18 protein-coding genes and 1 pseudogene are annotated in these 20,391 nt (G+C 68.7%); 12 read left to right on the top strand and 7 right to left on the bottom strand.

Annotation, left to right across the window (positions count from 1 at the left end):
- Window positions 1-170: 170 nt before the first annotated feature.
- Entirely contained in the window at window positions 171-1,691 is a 1,521-nt protein-coding gene (locus FIV50_RS01390) for an SDR family NAD(P)-dependent oxidoreductase (protein WP_140035864.1), read from the top strand.
- Between the two features lie 204 nt (window positions 1,692-1,895).
- Here FIV50_RS01390 and FIV50_RS01395 read toward each other — a convergent pair whose 3' ends face one another.
- On the bottom strand, window positions 1,896-2,234 hold the full coding sequence (locus FIV50_RS01395) for a winged helix-turn-helix transcriptional regulator (RefSeq protein WP_140035865.1): 339 nt from the start codon (window positions 2,232-2,234) through the stop codon (window positions 1,896-1,898).
- 79 nt (window positions 2,235-2,313) lie between these two features.
- Between FIV50_RS01395 and FIV50_RS01400 the strand changes: the two genes are divergently transcribed.
- The gene (locus FIV50_RS01400; RefSeq protein WP_140035866.1) at window positions 2,314-2,970 is read left to right on the top strand and encodes an FMN-dependent NADH-azoreductase; all 657 of its coding nucleotides are present in this window, start codon (window positions 2,314-2,316) and stop codon (window positions 2,968-2,970) included.
- Between the two features lie 190 nt (window positions 2,971-3,160).
- Here the strand turns inward: FIV50_RS01400 and FIV50_RS01405 are convergent, their stop codons facing one another.
- Window positions 3,161-4,327: a sensor histidine kinase gene (locus FIV50_RS01405; RefSeq protein WP_140038574.1), complete on the bottom strand. Its 1,167-nt coding sequence runs from the start codon at window positions 4,325-4,327 to the stop codon at window positions 3,161-3,163.
- 28 nt (window positions 4,328-4,355) lie between these two features.
- On the bottom strand, window positions 4,356-5,027 hold the full coding sequence (locus FIV50_RS01410; protein ID WP_140035867.1) for a response regulator transcription factor: 672 nt from the start codon (window positions 5,025-5,027) through the stop codon (window positions 4,356-4,358).
- A gap of 102 nt (window positions 5,028-5,129) precedes the next feature.
- Between FIV50_RS01410 and FIV50_RS01415 the strand changes: the two genes are divergently transcribed.
- The 4 genes and pseudogenes from FIV50_RS01415 to FIV50_RS17830 all read left to right on the top strand — a co-directional run bounded on the left by FIV50_RS01415 (window position 5,130) and on the right by FIV50_RS17830 (window position 8,870).
- Complete coding sequence (locus tag FIV50_RS01415; protein WP_140035868.1) at window positions 5,130-5,738, top strand: M15 family metallopeptidase; 609 nt, start codon at window positions 5,130-5,132, stop codon at window positions 5,736-5,738.
- Window positions 5,735-6,871, top strand: a complete 1,137-nt coding sequence (gene alr / locus FIV50_RS01420) for an alanine racemase (RefSeq protein ID WP_140035869.1) — start codon at window positions 5,735-5,737, stop codon at window positions 6,869-6,871. Before FIV50_RS01415 ends, alr begins: the two co-directional genes overlap by 4 nt.
- Window positions 6,868-7,824, top strand: a complete 957-nt coding sequence (locus tag FIV50_RS01425; RefSeq protein WP_258184363.1) for a D-alanine--D-alanine ligase family protein — start codon at window positions 6,868-6,870, stop codon at window positions 7,822-7,824. Before alr ends, FIV50_RS01425 begins: the two co-directional genes overlap by 4 nt.
- A pseudogene (locus tag FIV50_RS17830) lies at window positions 7,821-8,870 on the top strand (acyltransferase family protein). The gene FIV50_RS01425 and the pseudogene FIV50_RS17830 overlap by 4 nt, the downstream one beginning before the upstream one ends.
- Before the next feature lie 118 nt (window positions 8,871-8,988).
- Here the strand turns inward: FIV50_RS17830 and FIV50_RS01440 are convergent.
- The 3 genes from FIV50_RS01440 to FIV50_RS01450 all read right to left on the bottom strand — a co-directional run bounded on the left by FIV50_RS01440 (window position 8,989) and on the right by FIV50_RS01450 (window position 13,059).
- On the bottom strand, window positions 8,989-11,502 hold the full coding sequence (locus tag FIV50_RS01440; RefSeq protein ID WP_140035872.1) for a DEAD/DEAH box helicase: 2,514 nt from the start codon (window positions 11,500-11,502) through the stop codon (window positions 8,989-8,991).
- Window positions 11,503-11,630: 128 nt separating this feature from the next.
- Window positions 11,631-12,344 carry a purine-nucleoside phosphorylase gene (deoD, locus tag FIV50_RS01445; RefSeq protein ID WP_140035873.1) on the bottom strand — a complete coding sequence of 238 codons (714 nt, stop codon included), beginning with the start codon at window positions 12,342-12,344 and terminating at the stop codon, window positions 11,631-11,633.
- A 46-nt stretch (window positions 12,345-12,390) separates the two neighbouring features.
- Window positions 12,391-13,059, bottom strand: a complete 669-nt coding sequence (locus FIV50_RS01450; RefSeq protein ID WP_140035874.1) for a DNA alkylation repair protein — start codon at window positions 13,057-13,059, stop codon at window positions 12,391-12,393.
- Between the two features lie 104 nt (window positions 13,060-13,163).
- Here FIV50_RS01450 and FIV50_RS17570 point away from each other — a divergent pair, with 104 nt between their 5' ends.
- Entirely contained in the window at window positions 13,164-13,331 is a 168-nt protein-coding gene (locus FIV50_RS17570; protein WP_181164294.1) for a hypothetical protein, read from the top strand.
- Between the two features lie 112 nt (window positions 13,332-13,443).
- Here the strand turns inward: FIV50_RS17570 and FIV50_RS01455 are convergent, their stop codons facing one another.
- A complete protein-coding gene (locus FIV50_RS01455; protein WP_042538197.1) occupies window positions 13,444-14,478 on the bottom strand; it encodes an FUSC family protein in 1,035 nt (344 codons plus the stop codon).
- A gap of 121 nt (window positions 14,479-14,599) precedes the next feature.
- Between FIV50_RS01455 and FIV50_RS01460 the strand changes: the two genes are divergently transcribed.
- The 5 genes from FIV50_RS01460 to FIV50_RS01480 all read left to right on the top strand — a co-directional run bounded on the left by FIV50_RS01460 (window position 14,600) and on the right by FIV50_RS01480 (window position 20,347).
- A complete protein-coding gene (locus FIV50_RS01460; protein ID WP_056376412.1) occupies window positions 14,600-15,055 on the top strand; it encodes an SRPBCC family protein in 456 nt (151 codons plus the stop codon).
- A gap of 193 nt (window positions 15,056-15,248) precedes the next feature.
- A complete protein-coding gene (locus FIV50_RS01465) occupies window positions 15,249-15,596 on the top strand; it encodes a hypothetical protein (RefSeq protein ID WP_140035875.1) in 348 nt (115 codons plus the stop codon).
- A gap of 68 nt (window positions 15,597-15,664) precedes the next feature.
- Window positions 15,665-18,550 carry a helix-turn-helix transcriptional regulator gene (locus FIV50_RS01470; protein ID WP_140035876.1) on the top strand — a complete coding sequence of 962 codons (2,886 nt, stop codon included), beginning with the start codon at window positions 15,665-15,667 and terminating at the stop codon, window positions 18,548-18,550.
- Between the two features lie 76 nt (window positions 18,551-18,626).
- The gene (locus FIV50_RS01475) at window positions 18,627-18,830 is read left to right on the top strand and encodes a cold-shock protein (protein WP_042538190.1); all 204 of its coding nucleotides are present in this window, start codon (window positions 18,627-18,629) and stop codon (window positions 18,828-18,830) included.
- 476 nt (window positions 18,831-19,306) lie between these two features.
- A complete protein-coding gene (locus FIV50_RS01480; protein ID WP_140035877.1) occupies window positions 19,307-20,347 on the top strand; it encodes an iron-siderophore ABC transporter substrate-binding protein in 1,041 nt (346 codons plus the stop codon).
- Window positions 20,348-20,391: the final 44 nt, after the last annotated feature.

Below are 20,391 nucleotides of genomic sequence, written 5' to 3' on the forward strand. Positions count from 1 at the left end.
AAGGCCGGATTCTCGGCATCCGGCCTTCTCTGGCGCACATGGCCTCCGCAAGCGAACTGGGCATGGCGCGGCAAGCGACCTGGGCATGGCGCGGCAAGCGACCGGGGCTGCCCGACGCCGCCCCGACGCTCCCAGGAACCACGCCCGCGAACTCGCGTAAAATCGGCACAATGACCGATGCTCCCTCCGACGCTGCACCCGACCTCGGACCCGGCATCGACCCCGAAGACCTCGCCACCACGCTGCGGGTGCTCTCGGAACTGCACCAGATCGACAACGAGCACCCCGACTTCGTGGCCGTGCGCCATGCGACCGCCGCGATGTTCAAGGCCGTCAAGCGCGTGCGTCGCAAAGAGATCCGCGATGCGATCGCCGACGCCGACAGGGCCGTCGTCGCCCGCACCGCCACCGGCGCCCCCGACCGCATCGACGACGAGACCCGCGGCCACGATCTGGCGACCAGCGTCGTCGACGCCCCGATCGCCGGCGAACTGCTCAAGCCCCGCAACTGCTACATCTGCAAGCAGCCGTACACGCTGGTCGACGCGTTCTATCACCAGCTCTGCCCCGACTGCGCGCGCTTCAGCCACGGCAAGCGCAACGCTCGCACCGACCTCACCGGCAAGCGTGCGCTGCTCACCGGCGGCCGCGCCAAGATCGGCATGCACATCGCACTGCGGCTGCTGCGCGACGGCGCGCACACCACGATCACGACGCGATTCCCTCGCGACGCGGTTCGGCGCTTCTCGGCGCTGCCCGACTCGGGTGACTGGCTGCACCGCCTGCGCGTGGTCGGCATCGACCTGCGCGACCCCGCCCAGGTGATCGGTCTCGCCGACTCGGTCGCGGCTCAGGGGCCGCTAGACATCCTGATCAACAACGCCGCGCAGACTGTTCGCCGCTCGCCGGGCTCCTACTCACTACTGGCGGATGCCGAGCTGCAGCCGCTTCCCGACGGTCCGCTGCCTGAAATGGAGACGTTCGGTCACACCGTCGACCCGCATCCGCAGGCGCTGCAGGCATCGGTCGACTCGCATCCGCTGCTGTCTGTCGCGGCCCTCGGCGGCACCGTCGCCGAGCAGGGAGGCCAGGCGCTGACCGCCGAAGACCTCGCACGGCTCGCCATGGCCCCCGGGTCGTCGTCGCTCGAGAAGCACGCCGACGGCACCGCGATCGACGCCGGCGGTCTCGTGCCCGACGTGAACACCTCGAACAGCTGGGTGCAGTCGATCGACCAGGTCGATCCGCTCGAGATGCTCGAGGTGCAGCTCGCCAACACGACCGCGCCGTTCCTGTTGATCAGTCGTCTGCGCGCCTCGATGGCCGCATCGTCGGCGAACCGCAAGTACGTGGTCAACGTCTCGGCCATGGAGGGGCAGTTCTCGCGCCGCTACAAGGGCCCCGGACACCCGCACACCAACATGGCGAAGGCCGCTCTCAACATGCTCACGCGCACCAGCGCCGGCGAGATGCTCGAGACCGACGGCATCCTGATGACCGCCGTCGACACCGGCTGGATCACCGACGAGCGCCCGCACTACACGAAGGTGCGTCTGGCCGAGGAGGGCTTCCACGCACCGCTCGACCTCGTCGACGGAGCCGCCCGCGTCTACGACCCGATCGTGCGCGGCGAGGCCGGCGAAGACATCCACGGCGTCTTCCTGAAGGACTACGAGCCCAGCCCCTGGTGAGTCCGGCCCTGGGCTGAGGGCCGTCCGGCGTTCGACATCCGGTCGTTTGGCATCCGGCAGCCGGTCTCCGACGTCCGGCATCCGGCGTCCGGGTTCCGGCCATCTGGCTGACGATTCCCCGTATGGCTGGCTGAACGCGCCTCGCCGGTCAGCCAGCCGGGAATCGGTCAGCCAAATGGGCGGGAGCCGTTTACAGGAGCGGTGTCATCGAGCGCGTATCTCGAGGTTCGCCGACGCCCAGCTGCCGAGCTGGTCGAGGATCGGCAGCAGTCCGCGACCGCTGTCGGTCAGCGAGTACGAGACCGTGACCGGCGGGCCGGCGTCGACTGCGCGGGCGACGAGCCCTGCCTCGGCGAGTTCGGCCAGGCGGTCGGAGAGCACGGTGTCGCTGATGCCCGAGACCGCGCGCCGCAGCGAGACGAAGGTCGAAGGGCCGCCGCCGAGTGACGAGACGATCATGCCGTTCCAGCGTTTGCCGAGCACGCTGAAGGCCAGTGTGACGGCGGCGTCGCACACGTGACGCTCTTCGTCGATCTCGGCCATGCGACCATCCTACCTGTGCTACGTTAACGCGAGTCGCTAAGAAAAACAGAGTGACTACGAAAAACGAAAGGCACTTCTCATGTCCCTGTTCCGCCTGGATGCCAGCATCCTTCCCGCGTCGTCCGCCAGTCGTTCGCTCGCCGACCTCGTCGAAGCAGAGTGGACCGCGTCGCACCCGGACTCCACGGTCACCCGCCGCGATCTCGCCGCCGACCCCGTGCCCGCGACCGCCTGGGCGGATGCCGTGACCGGCGGCTTCGTCGACGAGGCGCAGCGCACTCCCGCTCAGAACGAGGCCCGCGCCCTCGCCACCACCTTCGCTGACGAGCTGATCGGCGCCGACGCGCTGCTGTTCGCCGTGCCTCTCTACAACTACGGCGTCTCGCAGCACTTCAAGACCTGGTTCGACCTGGCCTACACGGACCCGCGCATCGACCCGCAGGGCACCGCTCTTCGCGGCAAGCCCGCCACTCTCGTGACCGTGCTCGGCGGCAACTACGCGCCGGGAACCCCCAAGGAGGGCTGGGACCACTCCACCGGATGGCTGCGCCGCGTGCTCGAGGACGTCTGGGGCCTCGACCTGCGCATCGTCGAGCGGCCCTTCACCCTCGTGGGCGTCAATCCCGCGCTGGACGCCTTCGCCGACACCGCCCGCGAGCTCAAGGAGAACGCCGAGCAGTCGGCGCGCACCTACGGCCGCGAGCTCGCCGCACTCCGGAGCGACCAGGTCGCCTGACCTCCCGGCGGCGTGAGCGGACACCACGTCGCCACCCGTCCATCCCGGCCTGTCCATCTGCAGGACGAAAGCACGGATGCAGGATCGGAACACGGTTTCCGGGCCTGCATCCGTGCTTTCATCCTGCATTCGGTGCGGGGGTAGGCGCTCGGCCGAGAGGCCCCAGCCGAGAGGTCTCAGCCGAGAGGGGTCAGGCGAGCGGCCCGGGGAACGGATGCGGCAGCCACACCGTCACGTTCAACCCGCCGCCCTCGACAGCCGTGAGCACGAGCGAGCCGTCGTGCGCCTGCGCGATGCGCTGCACGATCGCGAGGCCGAGGCCGACACCCACGTGATCGTCGCCATCCGCGGGCCCGTCATCGCGCCCAGGTTCGCCAGCGCGAGCACCCCTCACAGCACTAGTACTCCCGACACCTCGAGCTCTCCCCACGCTGCGGGTGCGGTCGGCGCCCCGCTGGAAGGGCTCGGCGAGCGTCGCCACAAGATGGGCGGGCAGTACGTCTCCGGTGTTCTCGACCACGAGCGCCACGGCATGCGGCAGCGTGTGCATGCGCACGACGACGGTGCCGTCGACGGGGCGATTGTGCACGATCGCGTTGTGCACGAGGTTGGTGATGAGCTGCTGCAGCAGGGCCGGCGAACCGAGCACGTTCGCGGTGTCGCCGCCGACGTCGATCGTCACGTCGCGACGCTCGGCGAGCGGAAGCAGTGTCTCGGCTGATTCCTCGGCCAGCAGCGAGAGGTCGACCGGCTCGCGAGTGAACGTGCGGCGCTCGGCGCGGCTGAGCATCAGTAGCGCCTCGGTCAGCTCGATCGCGCGGGCGTTCACCTCGTACAACCGGTCGATCAGCGCGTCGACGTCGCGATCGGGGTCGTTGCTCGCGACCTCGAGCATCGTCTGCGAGATCGCCAGCGGTGTGCGCAGCTCGTGCGAGGCGTTGGCCGCGAACCGCTGCTGTTCGGCGAGGTGCGCCTCGAGCTGCTCGAGCATCGAGTCGAACACGTCGGCGAGGTCACGGAACTCGTCGCGCGGGCCCTCGAGCGCGACGCGGTGCGAGAGCGACCCCTGAGCCGCGAGCTGCGCGGCTTTCCCGATGCGGTCGAGGGGAGCCAGCATCCGACCGGCGATGATCCAGCCGCCGCCCAGCCCGATCGCGAGCAGCACGAGCATCATCACGATGGCGGCCGGGATGAAGGCGCGGATCAGATCAGAGCGGTTCGGCACGAAGAAGTCGTTGCTGATGTTCACATCTGGCACGTACCGCAGCAGGTAGAGGGCGACGGCCGCGAGCAGCCCGATGCCCGACACCACGACGACGCCCGCATAGCTCAGGGTGAGCTTCCAGCGGGCGCTCATGCCGCGGCGCCGTTTCGGGCGGATCGGGTCAGCCATCGGCATCCGTCCCGATGCGGTAGCCGACGCCCGGCACCGTGAGGATCAGCCAGGGCTCACCCAGTCTCTTGCGCAGCGACGAGACGGTGATGCGCACGGCGTTCGTGAACGGGTCTGCGTTCTCGTCCCATGCCCGCTCGAGCAGCTGCTCGGCGCTCACGACTCCGCCGGCCGCATCGATGAGCACCTCGAGCACCGCGAACTGCTTGCGGGTGAGGGCGACGTATCTGCCATCGCGGAACACCTCGCGGCGGAACGGATCGAGCCGCAGCCCCGCGATCTCGAGCACGGGCGGCCGCACACGCTGGCGCCGACGGTCGAGCGCGCGCAGCCGCAGCACGAGCTCGCGCAGCTCGAAGGGTTTGGTGAGGTAGTCGTCTGCGCCGATCTCGAACCCGGTCGCCTTGTCGTCGAGACGGTCGGCCGCGGTGAGCATGAGGATCGGGATGCCGCTGCCCGACGCCACGATCGAGCGGGCGACGTCGTCTCCCGACGGGCCGGGGATGTCGCGGTCGAGTACCGCCAGATCGTAGGAGTTGATGCTGAGCAGCTCGAGCGCCGTGTCCCCGTCGCCGGCGATGTCTGCGGCGATGGCCTCGAGTCTCAGTCCGTCGCGCACGGCCTCTGCGAGGTAGGGCTCGTCCTCGACGATCAGCACCCTCACGACACAGCTCCCATGTGCTCAGAGCTTACGCACCCCGACATATCGGGAGCATATGCAAAAGCGCATACGGCGTCGCAACAGGCCCCCTTCTTGACTGAGGACATGAACACACGCACTGCCCTCAGACAGCGACGCCTCACCGCGATCATCGGTGTCGCCCTGCTCGCCGCGGCCATCACGGGCTCGGTCGTGCTGATCGGCCAGCAGTCGCTGGCCTCGGCATCCGTCCCTCCGACCGTCTCGCCTGCATCTCTCACCGAGGCCGACGGAATCATCCGCGATGAGGGCGCCGTGTCGGTGTTCGACGAGACGCCCGCCGTGACCAACCTCGACTCCGATCTGCTCGCTGCCGTGCGTGCCGCCGCTACTGCCGCCGAACGCGACGGCGTGCGCATGCATGTGAACAGCGGATGGCGGTCGGCCGAGTACCAGCAGGTGCTGCGGCAGGATGCCGTCGTCGAATACGGGTCTGAGGAGGAGGCCGCGCGCTGGGTCGCCACCCCTGAGAACTCGGAGCACGTGTCGGGGGATGCGATCGACCTCGGTCCGCTCACCGCACAGGACTGGTTGGCGCAGCGCGGCGATGAGTTCGGTCTCTGCCAGATCTACGCGAATGAGCGCTGGCACTTCGAACTGCGTCCGGCGGCCGTGGCGAACGGCTGCCCGCTGATGTACGACGACCCGACCGCCGACCCGAGGACTCAGCGATGACGACCGCGCTCACGACTGCGCACCTCACGCTCTCGCGCATGCACGCACCGACCCTGCGCACGCTGCCCGACGCGATCGCGGCGAACGTCGAGCGGATGCGGTCGGCCACCGACGCCCGCATCATGGCGGTCGTCAAAGCCGACGGTTACGGCCTCGGCGCCGTCACCGTCGCTCTCGCCGCGATCGGCGCCGGGGCCGCGTGGCTGGGCGTGACCGATGCGGGGGATGCCGCAGAGCTGCGCGATGCGGGCATCGAGGTGCCGATCCTCGCGTGGCTGAACCCGGCGGGGGTCGACGTCGCGCAGGTCGTCGCGGATCGCGTCGACGTCGCGGTCGGCTCCGTCGACGAGCTGCGGCAGCTGATCACCGATGCGTCGTCGCTGCCCGGTGGACGCGTGCGGGTGCATCTGCACATGGACACGGGGATGTCGCGGGGTGGGGTGCCGCTGCAGGACTGGGCCGAGCTGCTGCGGGTCGCTCGCTCGGGCCGCGACCGCATCGAGGTGGTCGGGGTCATGGGGCATCTGCCAGACGCCGACGCTGCTGACCCTGCGATGAACGCCCCGGCTGTGCTGCGGATGAGACACGCACGGGATGCCGTGCTGCGCGCCGGGTTCGGCCCGCTGATCGTGCACCTCGCGGCGACGTCCGGCACGCTGACCGACCAGGCGACGCACTTCGACATGGTTCGCGTCGGCGCCGGGCTGGTCGGCATCGACCCATCGGAGACCGTGTCGCTGCAGGGGGCCGCGCGGCTGACGGCGTCGGTCGTGCACAGCAGCGTCGTGCCTGCGGGCACTCCGATCGGGTACGGCGGCGCGTACGTGACCGAGCGTACGACCCGCCTGAGCGTGATCGGCGTCGGGTACGCCGACGGCATCCCGCGGGAACTCGCGCCGGGCGCAGCCGTCGCGATCGACGGCATCCGCTGCCCGATCGTCGGGCGGGTCTCGATGGACCAGATCGTCGTCGATACGGGTGAGCTGGTCGTGCCCCGGGGTACGACCGCCGTCGTGTTCGGACCCGAGGCGGGCGCGGTGCCGACCGTGCAGGAGTGGGCGAGATGGGCGGCGAGCATCCCGCACACGATCGTCACGGGCATCGGAGCACGGGTCGAGAGGGCGATCGCGTGAGAGTGCTGGTCATCGGAGGAGGTCAGAATGCCGAACACGAGGTCTCGCTCGCATCGGCGGCGGCGGTCGCAGAGGCATTGCGTGTCGGAGGACACGACGTCAGCACGGTGACGATCTCGCGCGAAGGCGTCTGGGAGGTGGTGGGCGTCTCGGAGGGTGCCACCGCCGCCCACTCTCTCGCTCTCGCAATGCCGCTCATAGCCGCCACGGATGTCGTATTCCCCGCGGTGCATGGAGCGCTGGGTGAAGACGGCGTGCTTGCTGCGCTGTGCGCACTCGCGGGGGTTCGCGTGGTCGGATCCGGTCCGCGGGCGGGGGCGATCGGGATGGACAAGTGGGCGACGAAGCTGGTCGCCGAGGCAGCGGGGCTGCGCACGGCCAGGGGACGTCTGATCGATGCGGCCGACTGCGGGGACTTCGAGTTCGAGGGCCCCGTGGTCGTGAAGCCGGTGTCGGCCGGATCGAGCTACGGTGTCTCGCTCGTGCGTTCGGAGCTGGAACTCGGGTCCGCGATGCGCGAAGCGGCGCGGTTCGACCGACGCATTCTCGTAGAGGAGGTCGTGCACGGGAGGGAGATCGACGTCGCCGTGATCAAGCAGGCCGGCGGAGTGCGCTGGGCGGCCCCGCCGCTCGAGATCCACGCCGCAGGGCTGTTCGACACCGGCATGAAGTATGACGGCAGTGCGCAGTTCACGGTGCCGGCGCAGCTCTCGGCTGCCGAGACGACGTCGCTCGCGCGGGCGGCGCTGACCATGTTCGACGCTCTCGGATGCGCAGGTGTCGCGAGGATGGACTTCTTCCTCACCGCCGAGGGGCCGGTGCTGAACGAGGTCAACACGATGCCGGGGTTGACCGCGGCATCCCAGGTGCCGCGGATGTTCGCGGCAGCCGACGTGTCGTACGTCGCGCTGGTGTCGCGCCTCGTGCGCGCCGCCGAGGTGCCGGGGCGGTGAGCGCGCGCGTCGGCTGGCCCGATGTCGTGAAGGGCGTCTGCATCATCCTGGTGGTGCTCTGGCATGTCGTGACCAAGCACGCGATCGAGGTCGACGGCGCCGGTGCGATCACCGGCGCCTGGGCGACGCTGAACGCACAGCTGCTGCCGCTGCGGATGCCGCTCTTCTTCCTGATCTCGGGGATGTTCGACGGCAGCGTCGTGAATGCTCCCGCGGGGACCCCATGGCGGCGTCGGGCCGGGCGGCTCGCTGCGGCCTACGTCATCTGGGTGGTGATCCAGACGTTCGTGCTCGCCCTCACGCCGGACTTCGACACCGCCAGAGCCGAGAACGGATGACAGCTGCTGGCGCAGCTCACGATCAGCCCGACGAACCTCTGGTATCTGCTCGCCCTCGCGGTGTATCTGCTCGTCGCACGCCTGGTGCGGCACGTGCCGACTGCCGTGGCGCTACCGGTCGCGTTCGTGATCGCTGCGGTCGCGGCTGCGGGGGTCATTCCCGACCTCGGCAACCTGTGGCAGCTGGTGCAGAACCTGTTCTTCTTCCTCGCGGGGTTGCGGATGCGGTCCCTGATCGAACGATTCGCTGCGGCATCCACTCCGCTGCGCACGCTCATGCTCGGAATGGCATATGTCGTCGCGGCCGGTGCGGTCGGAGTTCTCGGCATGCGTCAATGGCCCGGCGTCTGGCCGCTTCTCGCGGTCGTCGCCGTCGAGTTCGGGGTCGCGGCATGCGCGATCATCCATCGGCACCTGGGTGTCGTCGCTCGGCCGCTGCGGTGGGTGGGGCAGCGCACGCTGCCGATCTACGTCATCCACATGATCCCGCTCGCCCTGATCGACGGCGCGCTGCGCGGAGCCGGGTGGGTGGCGACACCGACGGTCGAGGTCATCTGGCCGATCGTGCTCACCGCGGTGGTGATCGCCGTCTGCCTCGCGGTGCATGCCGGCCTCGTGCGGGTGGGGCTCGGGGTGCTCTTCGACCCGCTGCGACCGATCGACCGTATCGCTGAGGCCCGGACGGCTCAGGCCCGGTTGGCTGGCTGAGGCCCGGCTGGCTGCGGTACGGATGGCTGGCTGAAGCCCGGATGGCTGGCTGATGAGCCTCATTCGGTCAGCCATCCGGGTGAGGGCCAGCCATCCGGCCGGCTCAACGCCGGCCGCCTCAGAGCCGATCGACGCCCGTCACCGTGAGCACGGCGGCGCCCTCCTCGTCGGAGGCGGCGAGGTCGACGGTGGCGGAGATGCCCCAGTCGTGGTCACCGGCCGGATCGTCGAGGATCTGACGGACGGTCCACTCGGTCGCGCCTTCGGTTATGAGCAGCAACTGTGCGCTGCGCGCGTTCGCCCCGGTGAGGAACTCATCATGGTCGGCGAAGTAGCCGTCGAGTGCATCTGACCAGGCATCGGCACCGAATGACGGGTCGAGCTCTGCGAGCGCCGAGACGTCTTCACGGGCCGCGAGCTGCACCCGGCGGAACAGCTCATTGCGCACGAGGGTGCGGAAAGCGCGGGTGTTCGATGTCAGGCGCTTCGGAGCAGGTGGCACGATGGGCTCGTCGTCCGGTCCGTGCAGCACGCCGTTGACCAGCTCCTCCCACTCGTCGAGCAGGCTCGAGTCGACCTGGCGCACGAGTTCGCCGAGCCACTCGATGAGGTCGCGCAGGTCTTCGTCCTTCGCCTCTTCGGGAATGGTCTGCGACGCCGCCCGATACGCATCCGACAGGTATCGCAGCACCACGCCCTCGGAGCGCGCGATCTTGTAGTACGCGACATATTCCCCGAACGACATGGCCCGTTCGTACATGTCGCGCACGACCGACTTCGGATGCAGTTCGAAGTCGCGGATCCACGGCTGCGCGGCGCTGAAGGTCTCGAACGCGGCCGTGAGCAGCTCATCGAGGGGCTTCGGGTAGGTGATCTCCTCGAGCAGCTCCATGCGCTCGTCGTATTCGATGCCCTCGCGCTTCATCGCGGCGACGGCCTCGCCGCGGGCGAGGAACTCCTGCTGCCCGAGGATGGCCCGCGGGTCGTCGAGCGTCGACTCGACGATCGAGATCATGTCGAGCGCATAGGAACCTGTGCCCGTGCCGGCGGCCGGATCGCGGTCGAGCAGCTCGAACGCCGCGAGGGCGAACGGCGACAGCGGCTGATTCAGGGCGAAGTTCGGCTGCAGGTCGACCGTGAGGCGGATCTCACCGTCATCCGTCTGCTCGACGACGCCGGACTCGAGCAGGGTGCGGTAGATGCCGATCGCGCGCAGCGCCAGCTCGCGCTGCCTCTTGCGGGGCTCGTGGTTGTCATATACCAGGGCGCGCATATTGCCGAAGACGTCTCCGCCGCGACCGATCACGTTGAGCATCATGGCGCTCGTGATCTGCATGTGCGAGGTCAGGGTCTCGGGCTCGGCGTCGATCAGCTTGCGGAACGACGGCTCGCCCCACGACACGAACCCGTCGGGTGCCTTCTTGCGGATGATCTTGCGCTTCTTCTTCGGGTCGTCGCCGGCCTTCTTGATCGCCGCGATGTTGTCGCTCTCGTGCTCCGGTGCCTGCGCGACCACAGTTCCGGCGGTGTCGAAGCCGGCGCGGCCCGCTCGTCCCGCGATCTGGTGGAACTCGCGCGCGCTGAGCTGCCGCATCCGGGTGCCGTCGAACTTGGTCAGAGCCGTGAGCAGCACCGTGCGGATGGGCACGTTGATGCCGACGCCGAGAGTGTCGGTGCCGCAGATCACGCGCAGCAGGCCGCGCTGGGCGAGCTGCTCGACAAGTCGTCGGTACTTCGGCAGCATCCCGGCGTGGTGAACGCCGATGCCCGCACGCAGGAACCGCGAGAGGGTCTTGCCGAAGGCGGTGGTGAAGCGGAATCCGCCGATCAGTGCCGCGATCTCGTCGCGCTGCTCGCGCGTGGCTACCTTGGTGCTCGACAGCGCCTGCGCCCGCTCCATCGCGGCGGCCTGCGAGAAGTGCACGACGTAGATCGGGGCCTGGCCGGTGCCCAGCAGGTCGTCGATCGTCTCGTGAATAGGCGTCGTCTCGTAGAAGTAGTGCAGAGGCACGGGGCGCTCGACACCCGTGACGGATGCCGTGTCGCGGCCGGTCCGGCGGGTGAGGTCGCTCGACAGCTGCGACACATCGCCGAGGGTCGCCGACATGAGGATGAACTGTGCCTGCGGCAGCTCGAGCAGCGGTACCTGCCATGCCCACCCGCGGTCGGGGTCGGCGTAGAAGTGGAATTCGTCCATGACGACCTGGTGCACCGCGGCATCCGTGCCCTGACGAAGGGCGAGGTTCGCGAGGATCTCGGCGGTGCAGCAGATGATCGGCGCATCGGGGTTGACCGAGGAGTCGCCCGTGATCATTCCGACGTTCGAGGCGCCGAACACGTCGATGAGGCTGAAGAACTTCTCGCTGACCAGCGCCTTGATCGGTGCCGTGTAGAACGAGCGACGACCCTCGACGAGCGCGACGAAGTGCGCGCCCACCGCGACGAGCGACTTGCCGGTGCCGGTGGGCGTCGACAGGATCAGGTTGTTGCCCGAGACGATCTCGATGACCGCCTCGTCCTGCGCGGGGTAGAGGCTGATGCCGGTCGACTCCGCCCATTCGACGAACGCCGTGTACACGGCATCCGCATCGGATCCGTCGGTCAGCGTCGTGTGGTCGAGGATCGCAGGCATGGTCCCTTGATCATCCCATCTCGAGGCGCCGGCAGACGCGTCCGGTATTCAGCAAGGAACCGGAGGAGACGGTCGGGATCGGGCGATTCCAAGCGCTCAGCCGACGTGCATGCTGAATTGTGAACGGCTCAGACCGAGGTCGCGGCGCGCAGCGCGATGCGGATCATGTCGCCGAAGGTCTGCTCGCGCTCCTGGGCGGTGGTCTGCTCGCCCGTGACGATGTGATCCGACACGGTGCAGATGGCCAGGGCCCGGCGGCCGTGGAACGCAGCGAGGGTGTACAGGCCGGCGGCCTCCATCTCGACGCCGAGTGCGCCGTGCTGCACGAACGGCTCGGTGAGCTCGGGGCGGGTGCTGTAGAACTGGTCGCTCGAGAACAGCAGCCCCACGTGCACGGCGGCGTCGAGCGGCTCGGCCTCGCTCGCCTCGACCGCGGCGCGCAGCAGGCCGAAGTCGGCGACGGGTGCGTAGTCGAGTCCGTGGAAGCGCACCCGGTTGATCCCCGAATCGGTGCACGCGCCGTTCGCGATGACGATGTCGCGCACCTTGAGCTTCTCGGTCAGTGCTCCGCATGATCCGACGCGCACGATGGTCTGCACGTCGTACTCCTCGAACAGCTCGCTCGCATAGATCGCCATCGAGGGCTGACCCATTCCCGAGCCCTGCACCGAGACGCGGTGGCCGTTCCAGGTGCCGGTGTAGCCCAGCATCCCGCGGGTCTCGGAGTACAGCTCGGCGTCGTCGAGGAAGTTCTCGGCGATCCACTTCGCGCGCAGCGGGTCGCCAGGGAACAGGACGATGGGGGCGATCTGACCGGGCTGTGCGGCGATGTGCGTGCTCATGGATCCAGCGTAACCAGGGCACTGATGTGGACGCCGGGAGGGCGGCTCAGCCCTCGCGTCGCCGCACGATCTCGCCGATCCAGATCGGGGCGAAGGGGGAGGTGCAGCCGGGGGCGGTGGGGTAGTCGGCGAGCACCTGCAGGCGCTCGCCGATCTCGAGTGCCCTGGCCCGCAGCTCGGGGTGGAAGATGCCGATGTTCGCGAGCGTCTCGTTCATCGCCCACTGCAGGCGCTTCGGTGCATTCACGAGGTCACGCTCGATCAGGTCGAGCAGGTGCTCGAGGTCGAGGCCCTCGGCATCCTTGGCCACGCGCACGGTCGTGAGCGACCAGGCGGCAGCGGCGACCGTGGGGTCGGAGTCGTCGAACCAGCGCAGTCGCAGCTCTTCAGCGAGCGGGGTCTTCTTGGCGACGTAGTTGACGAACCAGTCGTTGACCTTGGGAGCCTGCGTCTGGCGCAGCATCGCGTCGAGCTCATCGGAGGTGAACTCGCGCGGTTTGCAGATGAGCAGCGCGAGCAGGCGGGCTGACGTTTCTCCGGTCGCCCACAGCTCTTTCGCGAGGGGCTGGTCGGTCTTGATGCGCTTGGCCACCCCGCGGAGCCGGCTCAGGTTCATGCCGTGGTCGTCGCCGCGCTTCTCGTTGGCGGCGCGCATCTTCGGATCCTCGAGCGCGGCCAGTTCGGCGAGGGCTTCGGGCACGGTCATGTCAGACATGAGACCAGGGTAGGCCTCGGGCGCTTGTCAAGGCCCGGGTTTCTGCGAGCGTCGGGCCGTAATCTCGCATGCACGCAGACCGAACGCCGACGAGAGGAACGCGCATGACCCGCGACAGCAATGACATCAGCACCGAGTCGTCTCCCGGCGCCGAGGAGAACGACAACCTCGGCAGCGAAGACAACAAGGGCGAGCCGGCGACGGCCGTCCCCTCGGGCCCGGCCTCAGACGACGACGGCGACGTGCTCGCCGACGACCCCGAACAGGACTGACACAGCGACATCGCGTTCACAACTCAGCATCAATCCCGCGAGGAGCCCAAGAATCGTCTCCAGGGTGCCCGTAAGCGGACGAATGTGCTGAGTTGTGAACGGGGCAGCGCGCTCACTCCTCTTCGACGAGCTCCCCGCGGATGCGCCGGAGGTCTTCCATCAGCGACCCGATCAGGATCCAGTGCGTCGACGACGGCGGTCGGATGACGAGCGGCGCGGTGAGCGCGGGGATCGCCGAGGTCAGGGTCTCAGGCTCGGGTGACACATCGGCGATCTGCACGGCCAGCCGCACGTCGTGCCCCGCACGTCGCAGCTGCTCGGCGATCGCCGTGACGGCCGGCTCCTGGCCGATCGAGTCGTCGTAATGGTCGAAGTATGCGCGGGTCATGCCGATGGTCTGCGTCACGATCGGCGACAGCCGCTCGAGCAGCGCACGCATCTCGCGGAGTTCCTCGCGGTGCGTCGAGCGACGCGGGTTCAGGGTGAGGGATTCCTCGCCTGCCGCGATGGAGGCCTCTGCGGCATCCTTCATCGGGCGTAGCAGCCGCGCCTCGAGCATGAGCTCCTGCAGCTTCGCGGGCGTCTGCGGTTCAGGCAGCGCATCGGCCAGGCGGTCGAGGCTCGCGGCGAGCTCGCTGCCGAGCAGCCCGAGATCGCGGCGGGCGGGAGCCACGAGCACCGGCGGCACGATCAGCGCGTTCACGACGATGCCGATGACCACCCCGATGAGGGTCTCGAAGATGCGCGCGATCGCATAGTCGGGGGTCGAGCCGAGTGCGAGCACGAGCATCGCCGAGATCGCGACCTGGTTTCCCGTGCCGGGGGTCGCCTTGAAGGCCCACGCGACCAGCATCGCCACGACGATGGCGAGCAGCACGATCCAACTCGGCGAACCCAGCAGCAGGCCGAGCGCCACCGCGATCACGACGCCGACGATCACACCGATGCTGCGCTCGAGCGCCTTCGACAGCGACTGGTTGACGCTCGGCTGCACGACGAGAAGCGCCGCGATCGCCGCGAACACCGGCAGCTGCCCCGGAACCACCCACCCGGCCAGCAGCCACGCGGCGATCGTCGCCGCGGCGGACTTCACCACCTGCAGCAGGGGTGAGCGCTTCGAGGCGCGGATCGCGGCATGGATGCGCATGTGCTCAACGCTACTCGCGCGCATGCTCGGTCGCGGCGCCCTCGATGTCAACCCCATCGCGCATCCCAGGCGCATGCACCTGAATGGGACCACACGAACGACGAACAGTGAGGAGCATCACATGGCGCAGATCATCGAGACCATCGACGTACACGTTCCGGTCGACATCGCTTACAACCAGTGGACGCAGTTCGAGAGCTTCCCCCACTTCCTCGACGAGGTCGAGTCGATCGTCCAGATCGACGACACCCACAACCGCTGGACCGTCAAGGTCGGCGGAGCGGTGCGTGAATTCGACGCCGAGATCACCGAGCAGCACCCCGACGAGCGCGTCGCCTGGAAGAGCGTCGGCGGCGACACCGAGCACGCGGGCGTCGTGACGTTCCACAAGCTCGAAGAGCTCACGACTCGCGTGACGGTGCAGATCGACTGGGAGCCCGAGGGCCTTCTCGAGAAGGTCGGCTCGCTCGTGGGCGCGGGCTCGCACGCGGTGAAGAAGGACCTCAAGAACTTCAAGGAGTTCATCGAGAAGCGCGGCGCCGAGACCGGTGCCTGGCGAGGCGACGTCGACGCCTGATCGACCCCTGATCCGAGGCCCGGCCGGTGGTGCCCCCATCACCGCCCGGGCCTCTTTCGCTGCCTGCACGGCGCCTGCCTGCGGCTGGCCCGCGGTCGCCTAGGGTGCTCCGGCGCAGAAGATAGGGCATCCTCCCGATGCCGACACGGCACCTCAGAGCGGAGTGTAGGGACATCCCAACTGAGGAGATGTCATGTACGAGCACCCCTACTTCGCCGAGAAGATCAGCGAGTACGAGAACGAGCGTCTGGAGCGGGCGGCCGAACGCCGCCGCTTCCTCGCCCAGCACGCCGATCAGATCGTCCCGCGGGCTCCGGGCGCGGTCAGGCGTCTAGGACAGCGGATGCTGAGCGCCCTCACCCATCCGCGGTCGACTGCGCCGGATGCTGTCGCGAACGCTGCGCCGGATGCTGTCGCCTCGCCCGTCGCCACGACGGCTGCTCCGCGTGTGGCGCGGGTCGCCGCGCCCGCCGAGATGGCGACCGCTGCACCAGTCGACCGGTGCGTCGCCGTCGCCTGCGACCCCGTGCCGGCTCGGTGAGTCCTACCTCTCTGCAACAGGTCGCGTCACCCCGCCCGGATGTCGGAGGGGAGTGGGACGATGAGTGCATGTCACTCTCCGCCGCGGGCGCTGCGATGGTCGGCCGGGAGGCCGAGATCGCGGTCATGCGCGGGCTGTTCGACCGAGTCGTCGAAGGGGTTCCTCTCGCGGCGCTCGTCGAGGGCGAGGCGGGCATAGGCAAGTCCCGGCTGCTGCGCGAGTTCGGCGCCGAGGTGGTCAACCGAGCCGATGTGCACGTCGGGTGGTGCCTCGATCTCGGAGCATCGCGCACACCGTTCGGGCCGATCACCGGAATCCTTCGCTCGATCGTCACCCGCATGGGCGCAGATCGCGTGCGCGAAGAGCTCGGCGTCGGCGTCGAGGCTCTGGGCATGCTGCTGCCCGCGCTCAATCCCACAGAGCGTTCGCAGAGCAGCCCCGACAGGCTGCGCGATGCCATCGCCGCCCTCATCGAGGCCGCAGCCGAGCACGCGCCGCAGGTGCTCGTCGTCGAAGACCTGCACTGGGCAGACGAATCGACCCTCGCGCTGCTCTCCTTCCTGCTCCGCACGCTGACCCACGGGCGCATCCTTCTGCTCCTCACCTGCCGCTCCGACGATGTCCGCCGCGGAGACGCGGTCAGCCGGTTCATCGGCGAGGCCACCCGTGCCCGCCTGCTCGAGCGGGTCACTGTCGAGCGGCTCGAGATCTCGGCGGTTCGCCAGCTCGCCGAATCGATCACCGGGCAGCCCCTCAGCGACGTGGCGCTCGAGCGCATCCAGGACCGCGCCGAGGGAGTCCCCTTCTTCGTCGAAGAGCTCGCGGGCTGCTCTTCGGGGCCGCTACCCGGCAGCCTGCGAGATCTGCTCCTGGCCCGTTTCGACCGCCTCAATGACGACGCGAGACGAGTGGTGCAGGTGGTGTCGGGGGCCGAGCGGCCGCTGACCCATCCGCTGGTCACCCAACTCGCGGGGCTGCCCGAAGTGCGCCTCGATGAGGCGATCCGCGAGGCGACGCTCAGCGGCATCCTGGTCGTGGCCGACGACGACTACCGATTCCGGCATGCGCTGCTGCGCGAGGCCGTGCACGACGATCTGCTTCCGGGCGAGAGGGCGCGGCTGCACCGAGCGTATGCCGAGGCGCTGGAGGAGAACTGCGACGACTCCGACACCGCCGACTCGGCCGCGCTCGCCTATCACTGGCAGCTCGCGCAAGACGACCGACGAGCGCTCGCCGCGGCCGTCGCCGCGATGTTCGACGCCAAGTCGCGGTTCGCCTTCGCGAGCGCAGCCCGATTCGGAGAGCTCGCCCTCGATCTGTGGATCCAGGTTCCTGATGCCGAGAGCGTCGTGGGCCTCGACCGCCTCGAGATGCTCCGAACGCTGGGGTCGGTGCTGCGCAATGCCGGTGACGGCGAGCGGGCGCTCGCTGTGGTCAATCTCGCGCTCGACGAGGTCGACCCCGACGCCGTCGACCCACGGATGCACGCTCGGCTGCTGCGCGACAAGGCCTATTACATGATGCATCTCGGTCGCTCAGGGCCGATCCAGCTGCTGCAGCAGTCGCTGGAGATCCTCGAGCGGCAGGTCGACGACGATCGACTGCGCGCTTCGGTGCTCAACCAGCTCGCGAGTCGGTACATGATCGCCGGGCGCCTCGACGAGGCGATCGCCCTGGCGACCGAGGCGGGCACGCGCGCCGTGCGGGCAGGTGCCGAGGGTGAGGCGTCGATCGCCGCGAACGTGCGCGGCGGTGCTCGGGCTCACCTCGGTGATCTCGAGGCCGGGCACCGGGAGTATGCGGTCGCACTCCGTCTGGCACACGGTGCGAGCCCCGAGATGCGATACCGAGTCAACTACTCCGACCTGCTCGGCCTGCTCGGGCGCTATCGCGATGCCGTCTCGGTCGCCGAAGACGGCCTGGCCAGAGCGCGAGCGTTCGGCGTCGAGCGCACGACCGGCGCGATCATGGCGCAGAACATGGCCGTGCCGCTGCTCGAGTTGGGCGAGATCGAGCGCGTCGAGGGTCTGCTGGCCCGTGAACGTGCTCAGCGGACGCTGCGCATCTCTCATATGTACTCCACGATGACCCGCGTGCGGGTGCTCTCGTGGCGGGGGCGGCACGACGAGGCCGCCGAGATTCTGCGCGAGTGGCACCCCGCGTTCGAGGAGACCGGTCGGGTCGAGCGGCAGATCTGGTACGACGAGGTGATGATGCGCGTCGCCGTCGCCGAGGGGCGCGGAGACCTCGCAGGGGCGCTCGACGAGATCCGCGCGATGCTCGCCGATGAGGGTCCGGTGTTCCTGCACCAGAGGCGGCTTCTGCTCGAAGCGGGCTGGTTGATCGCCGAGCTCCGGGCGGCAGGTGTCGACGTCGCTGAGGCAAGCGACGAGGTCCGGGCCGCGTGGCTCGCCCAGCCGGAGCAGCTGCTCGGCGACGCGTGGTGGTCGATCCTCGATGCCCTGCTGGTGCCTTCGGGGCCGGCGCTGCGGGCGGCCGTCGACCTGGCGGACTCAGACGACGTGCCGGTGACCTTCCGTGTGACCACGCGGCTCGAACTCGCGCGGCTGCTGGTCGGGGCAGGGGAGCGGGCCGAAGCGGCAGCGGTCCTCGGACATGCGCTGCACGAGGCCGAGCGGCTCGGCCACGTGCCGCTCGTGCGCATCGTGAGCGGGTTCTCCGCGGCGGCGGGCCTGTCCGCAGCATCCGGCATCGTCACTGGCGCGGCTGATGCCGACCCGCTCACGGCACGCGAGCGGCAGGTGCTCGACCTGATCGCCGAGGGCCTGAGCAACCGACAGATCGGTGAGCGGCTCTTCATCAGCGTCAAGACAGTGAGTGTTCACGTGTCGGCTGTGCTGCGAAAACTCGGCGTCAGCACGCGCACCGAGGCGGCGGTTCTTCAAAAGAATCAGAACTTCGGGGTTTCACGTCAGGATGCCGTGGTACGTTGAGCTTGCGCGTATGTCGGACGTTCCGTCACGGCGCAGGCCGCGCAAGCGGCCGTTTGAAAAAGAAAGTAGAAAACACATGGCCACTGGCACTGTGAAATGGTTCAACGCTGAAAAGGGCTTCGGCTTCATCGCTCCCGATGACGGCACGGACGACCTTTTCGCCCACTACTCGGCAATCACCGGCTCCGGTTTCAAGGAGCTCCGTGAGAACCAGAAGGTCGAATTCGACGCTGAGCGTGGCCCCAAGGGCATGCAGGCTGCGAACATCCGCGCTCTCTGAGCGCGAGCAGACTTCCTGAAGCCGGTCGGATCCTCACGGATCCGGCCGGCTTTCTGCATGCCCGGGGGACTTCCTCGAGGCGGGCATGATCGACGAGCCCCGCCGCTCAGTTCCCGCGCGGGGCCAATACTGCATCCGAGTGGGTGCGCGGGGTCAAAACCGCATCCGAATCGGGCGTGGGCGATGCGTTTTTGACCCCGCACGCGGGGCGCGGATGGCTGCCCGGTGCGGGGCCAATACTGCATCCGGATGCTGGCGGGGTCAGTTCCGCATCCGAAGGCCGGTGCGGGGTCAAAACCGCATCTGAATCGGGCGTGGGGGATGCGTTTTTGACCCCGCACGCGGGGCACGGATGCCGGCCAACGCCGAGAACCGAGATGAGGCTTGCCTAACTTTCTGTTAGATTAGGCCAGGCTTACCAAAGCCTGGCGCCCCTCCGCGCCGCACCCCCTCATCCCAACCCGAAGGGAATGCCTGTGCGCACCTCTCGTCTTCTCGCCGCCGGTGTCGCCGCCGCCCTCGCCCTCGGCCTCGGCCTCACAGCCTGCGCGACGTCGTCGAACGACTCGAACTCCGACTCCGCCGGCGGAAACTCCGCTGATGACAGCGCCTTCCCCGTCACGATCGAGCACGTCTACGGCGAGACCACGATCGAGGAGAAGCCCGAGCGTGTCGCGACGGTCGCGTGGGCCAACCACGAGGTGCCGCTGGCCCTCGGCATCGTGCCGGTCGGCATGAGCAAGGCGAGCTGGGGCGATGACGACGACAACGGCATCCTGCCCTGGGTCGAGGAGAAGCTCGACGAGCTCGGTGGCGAAGAGCCCGTGCTGTTCGACGAGGCCGACGGCATCGACTACGAGGCCGTCGCCGACACTCAGCCCGACGTCATCCTCGCCTCGTACTCCGGCCTGACGCAGGAGGAGTACGACACCCTCTCGAAGATCGCCCCGGTCGTCGCGTATCCCGAGGTCGCCTGGGGCACCCCGGTCGACGAGATGATCGAGATGAACTCGAAGGCACTCGGTCTCGAGGCCGAGGGTGAGGCCCTGATCGACGACCTGCACGCCGACGCCGAGGCCGCTCTCGAGGAGAACAGCGCGCTCAAGGACAAGAAGGTCCTGTTCGCCTACATCGACCCGAGCGACCTGAGCCAGGTGGGCTACTACACCGCGATCGACACGCGCCCCGGCTACCTGCACGACGACCTGGGCCTTCCGCTGCCGTCCGTCGTCGAGGAGAACGCCGACAGCGACCAGTTCTACCTGACGGTCAGCTCTGAAGAGGCCGACAAGTTCGCTGACGTCGACGTCTTCGTGACCTACGGCGACGACTCGCTCATCGCGACGCTGCAGGCAGACCCGCTGCTGTCGAAGATCCCGGCCATCGCCGAGGGCCGCATCGCGATCCTCCCGGATGCCACTCCGATCGCCGCTTCGGCGAACCCCTCGCCGCTGTCGATCCCGTGGGGTCTCTCCGACTACCTCGGCCTGCTGGCGGCACCGCTCGCCGCGAAGTGACCTTCAGCGTCACCCTCGCGCACTGAATTCCCGTGACCGCTGTC

This window comes from Microbacterium foliorum (assembly GCF_006385575.1).
GTDB classification, from domain to species: Bacteria; Actinomycetota; Actinomycetes; order Actinomycetales; family Microbacteriaceae; genus Microbacterium; species Microbacterium foliorum_B.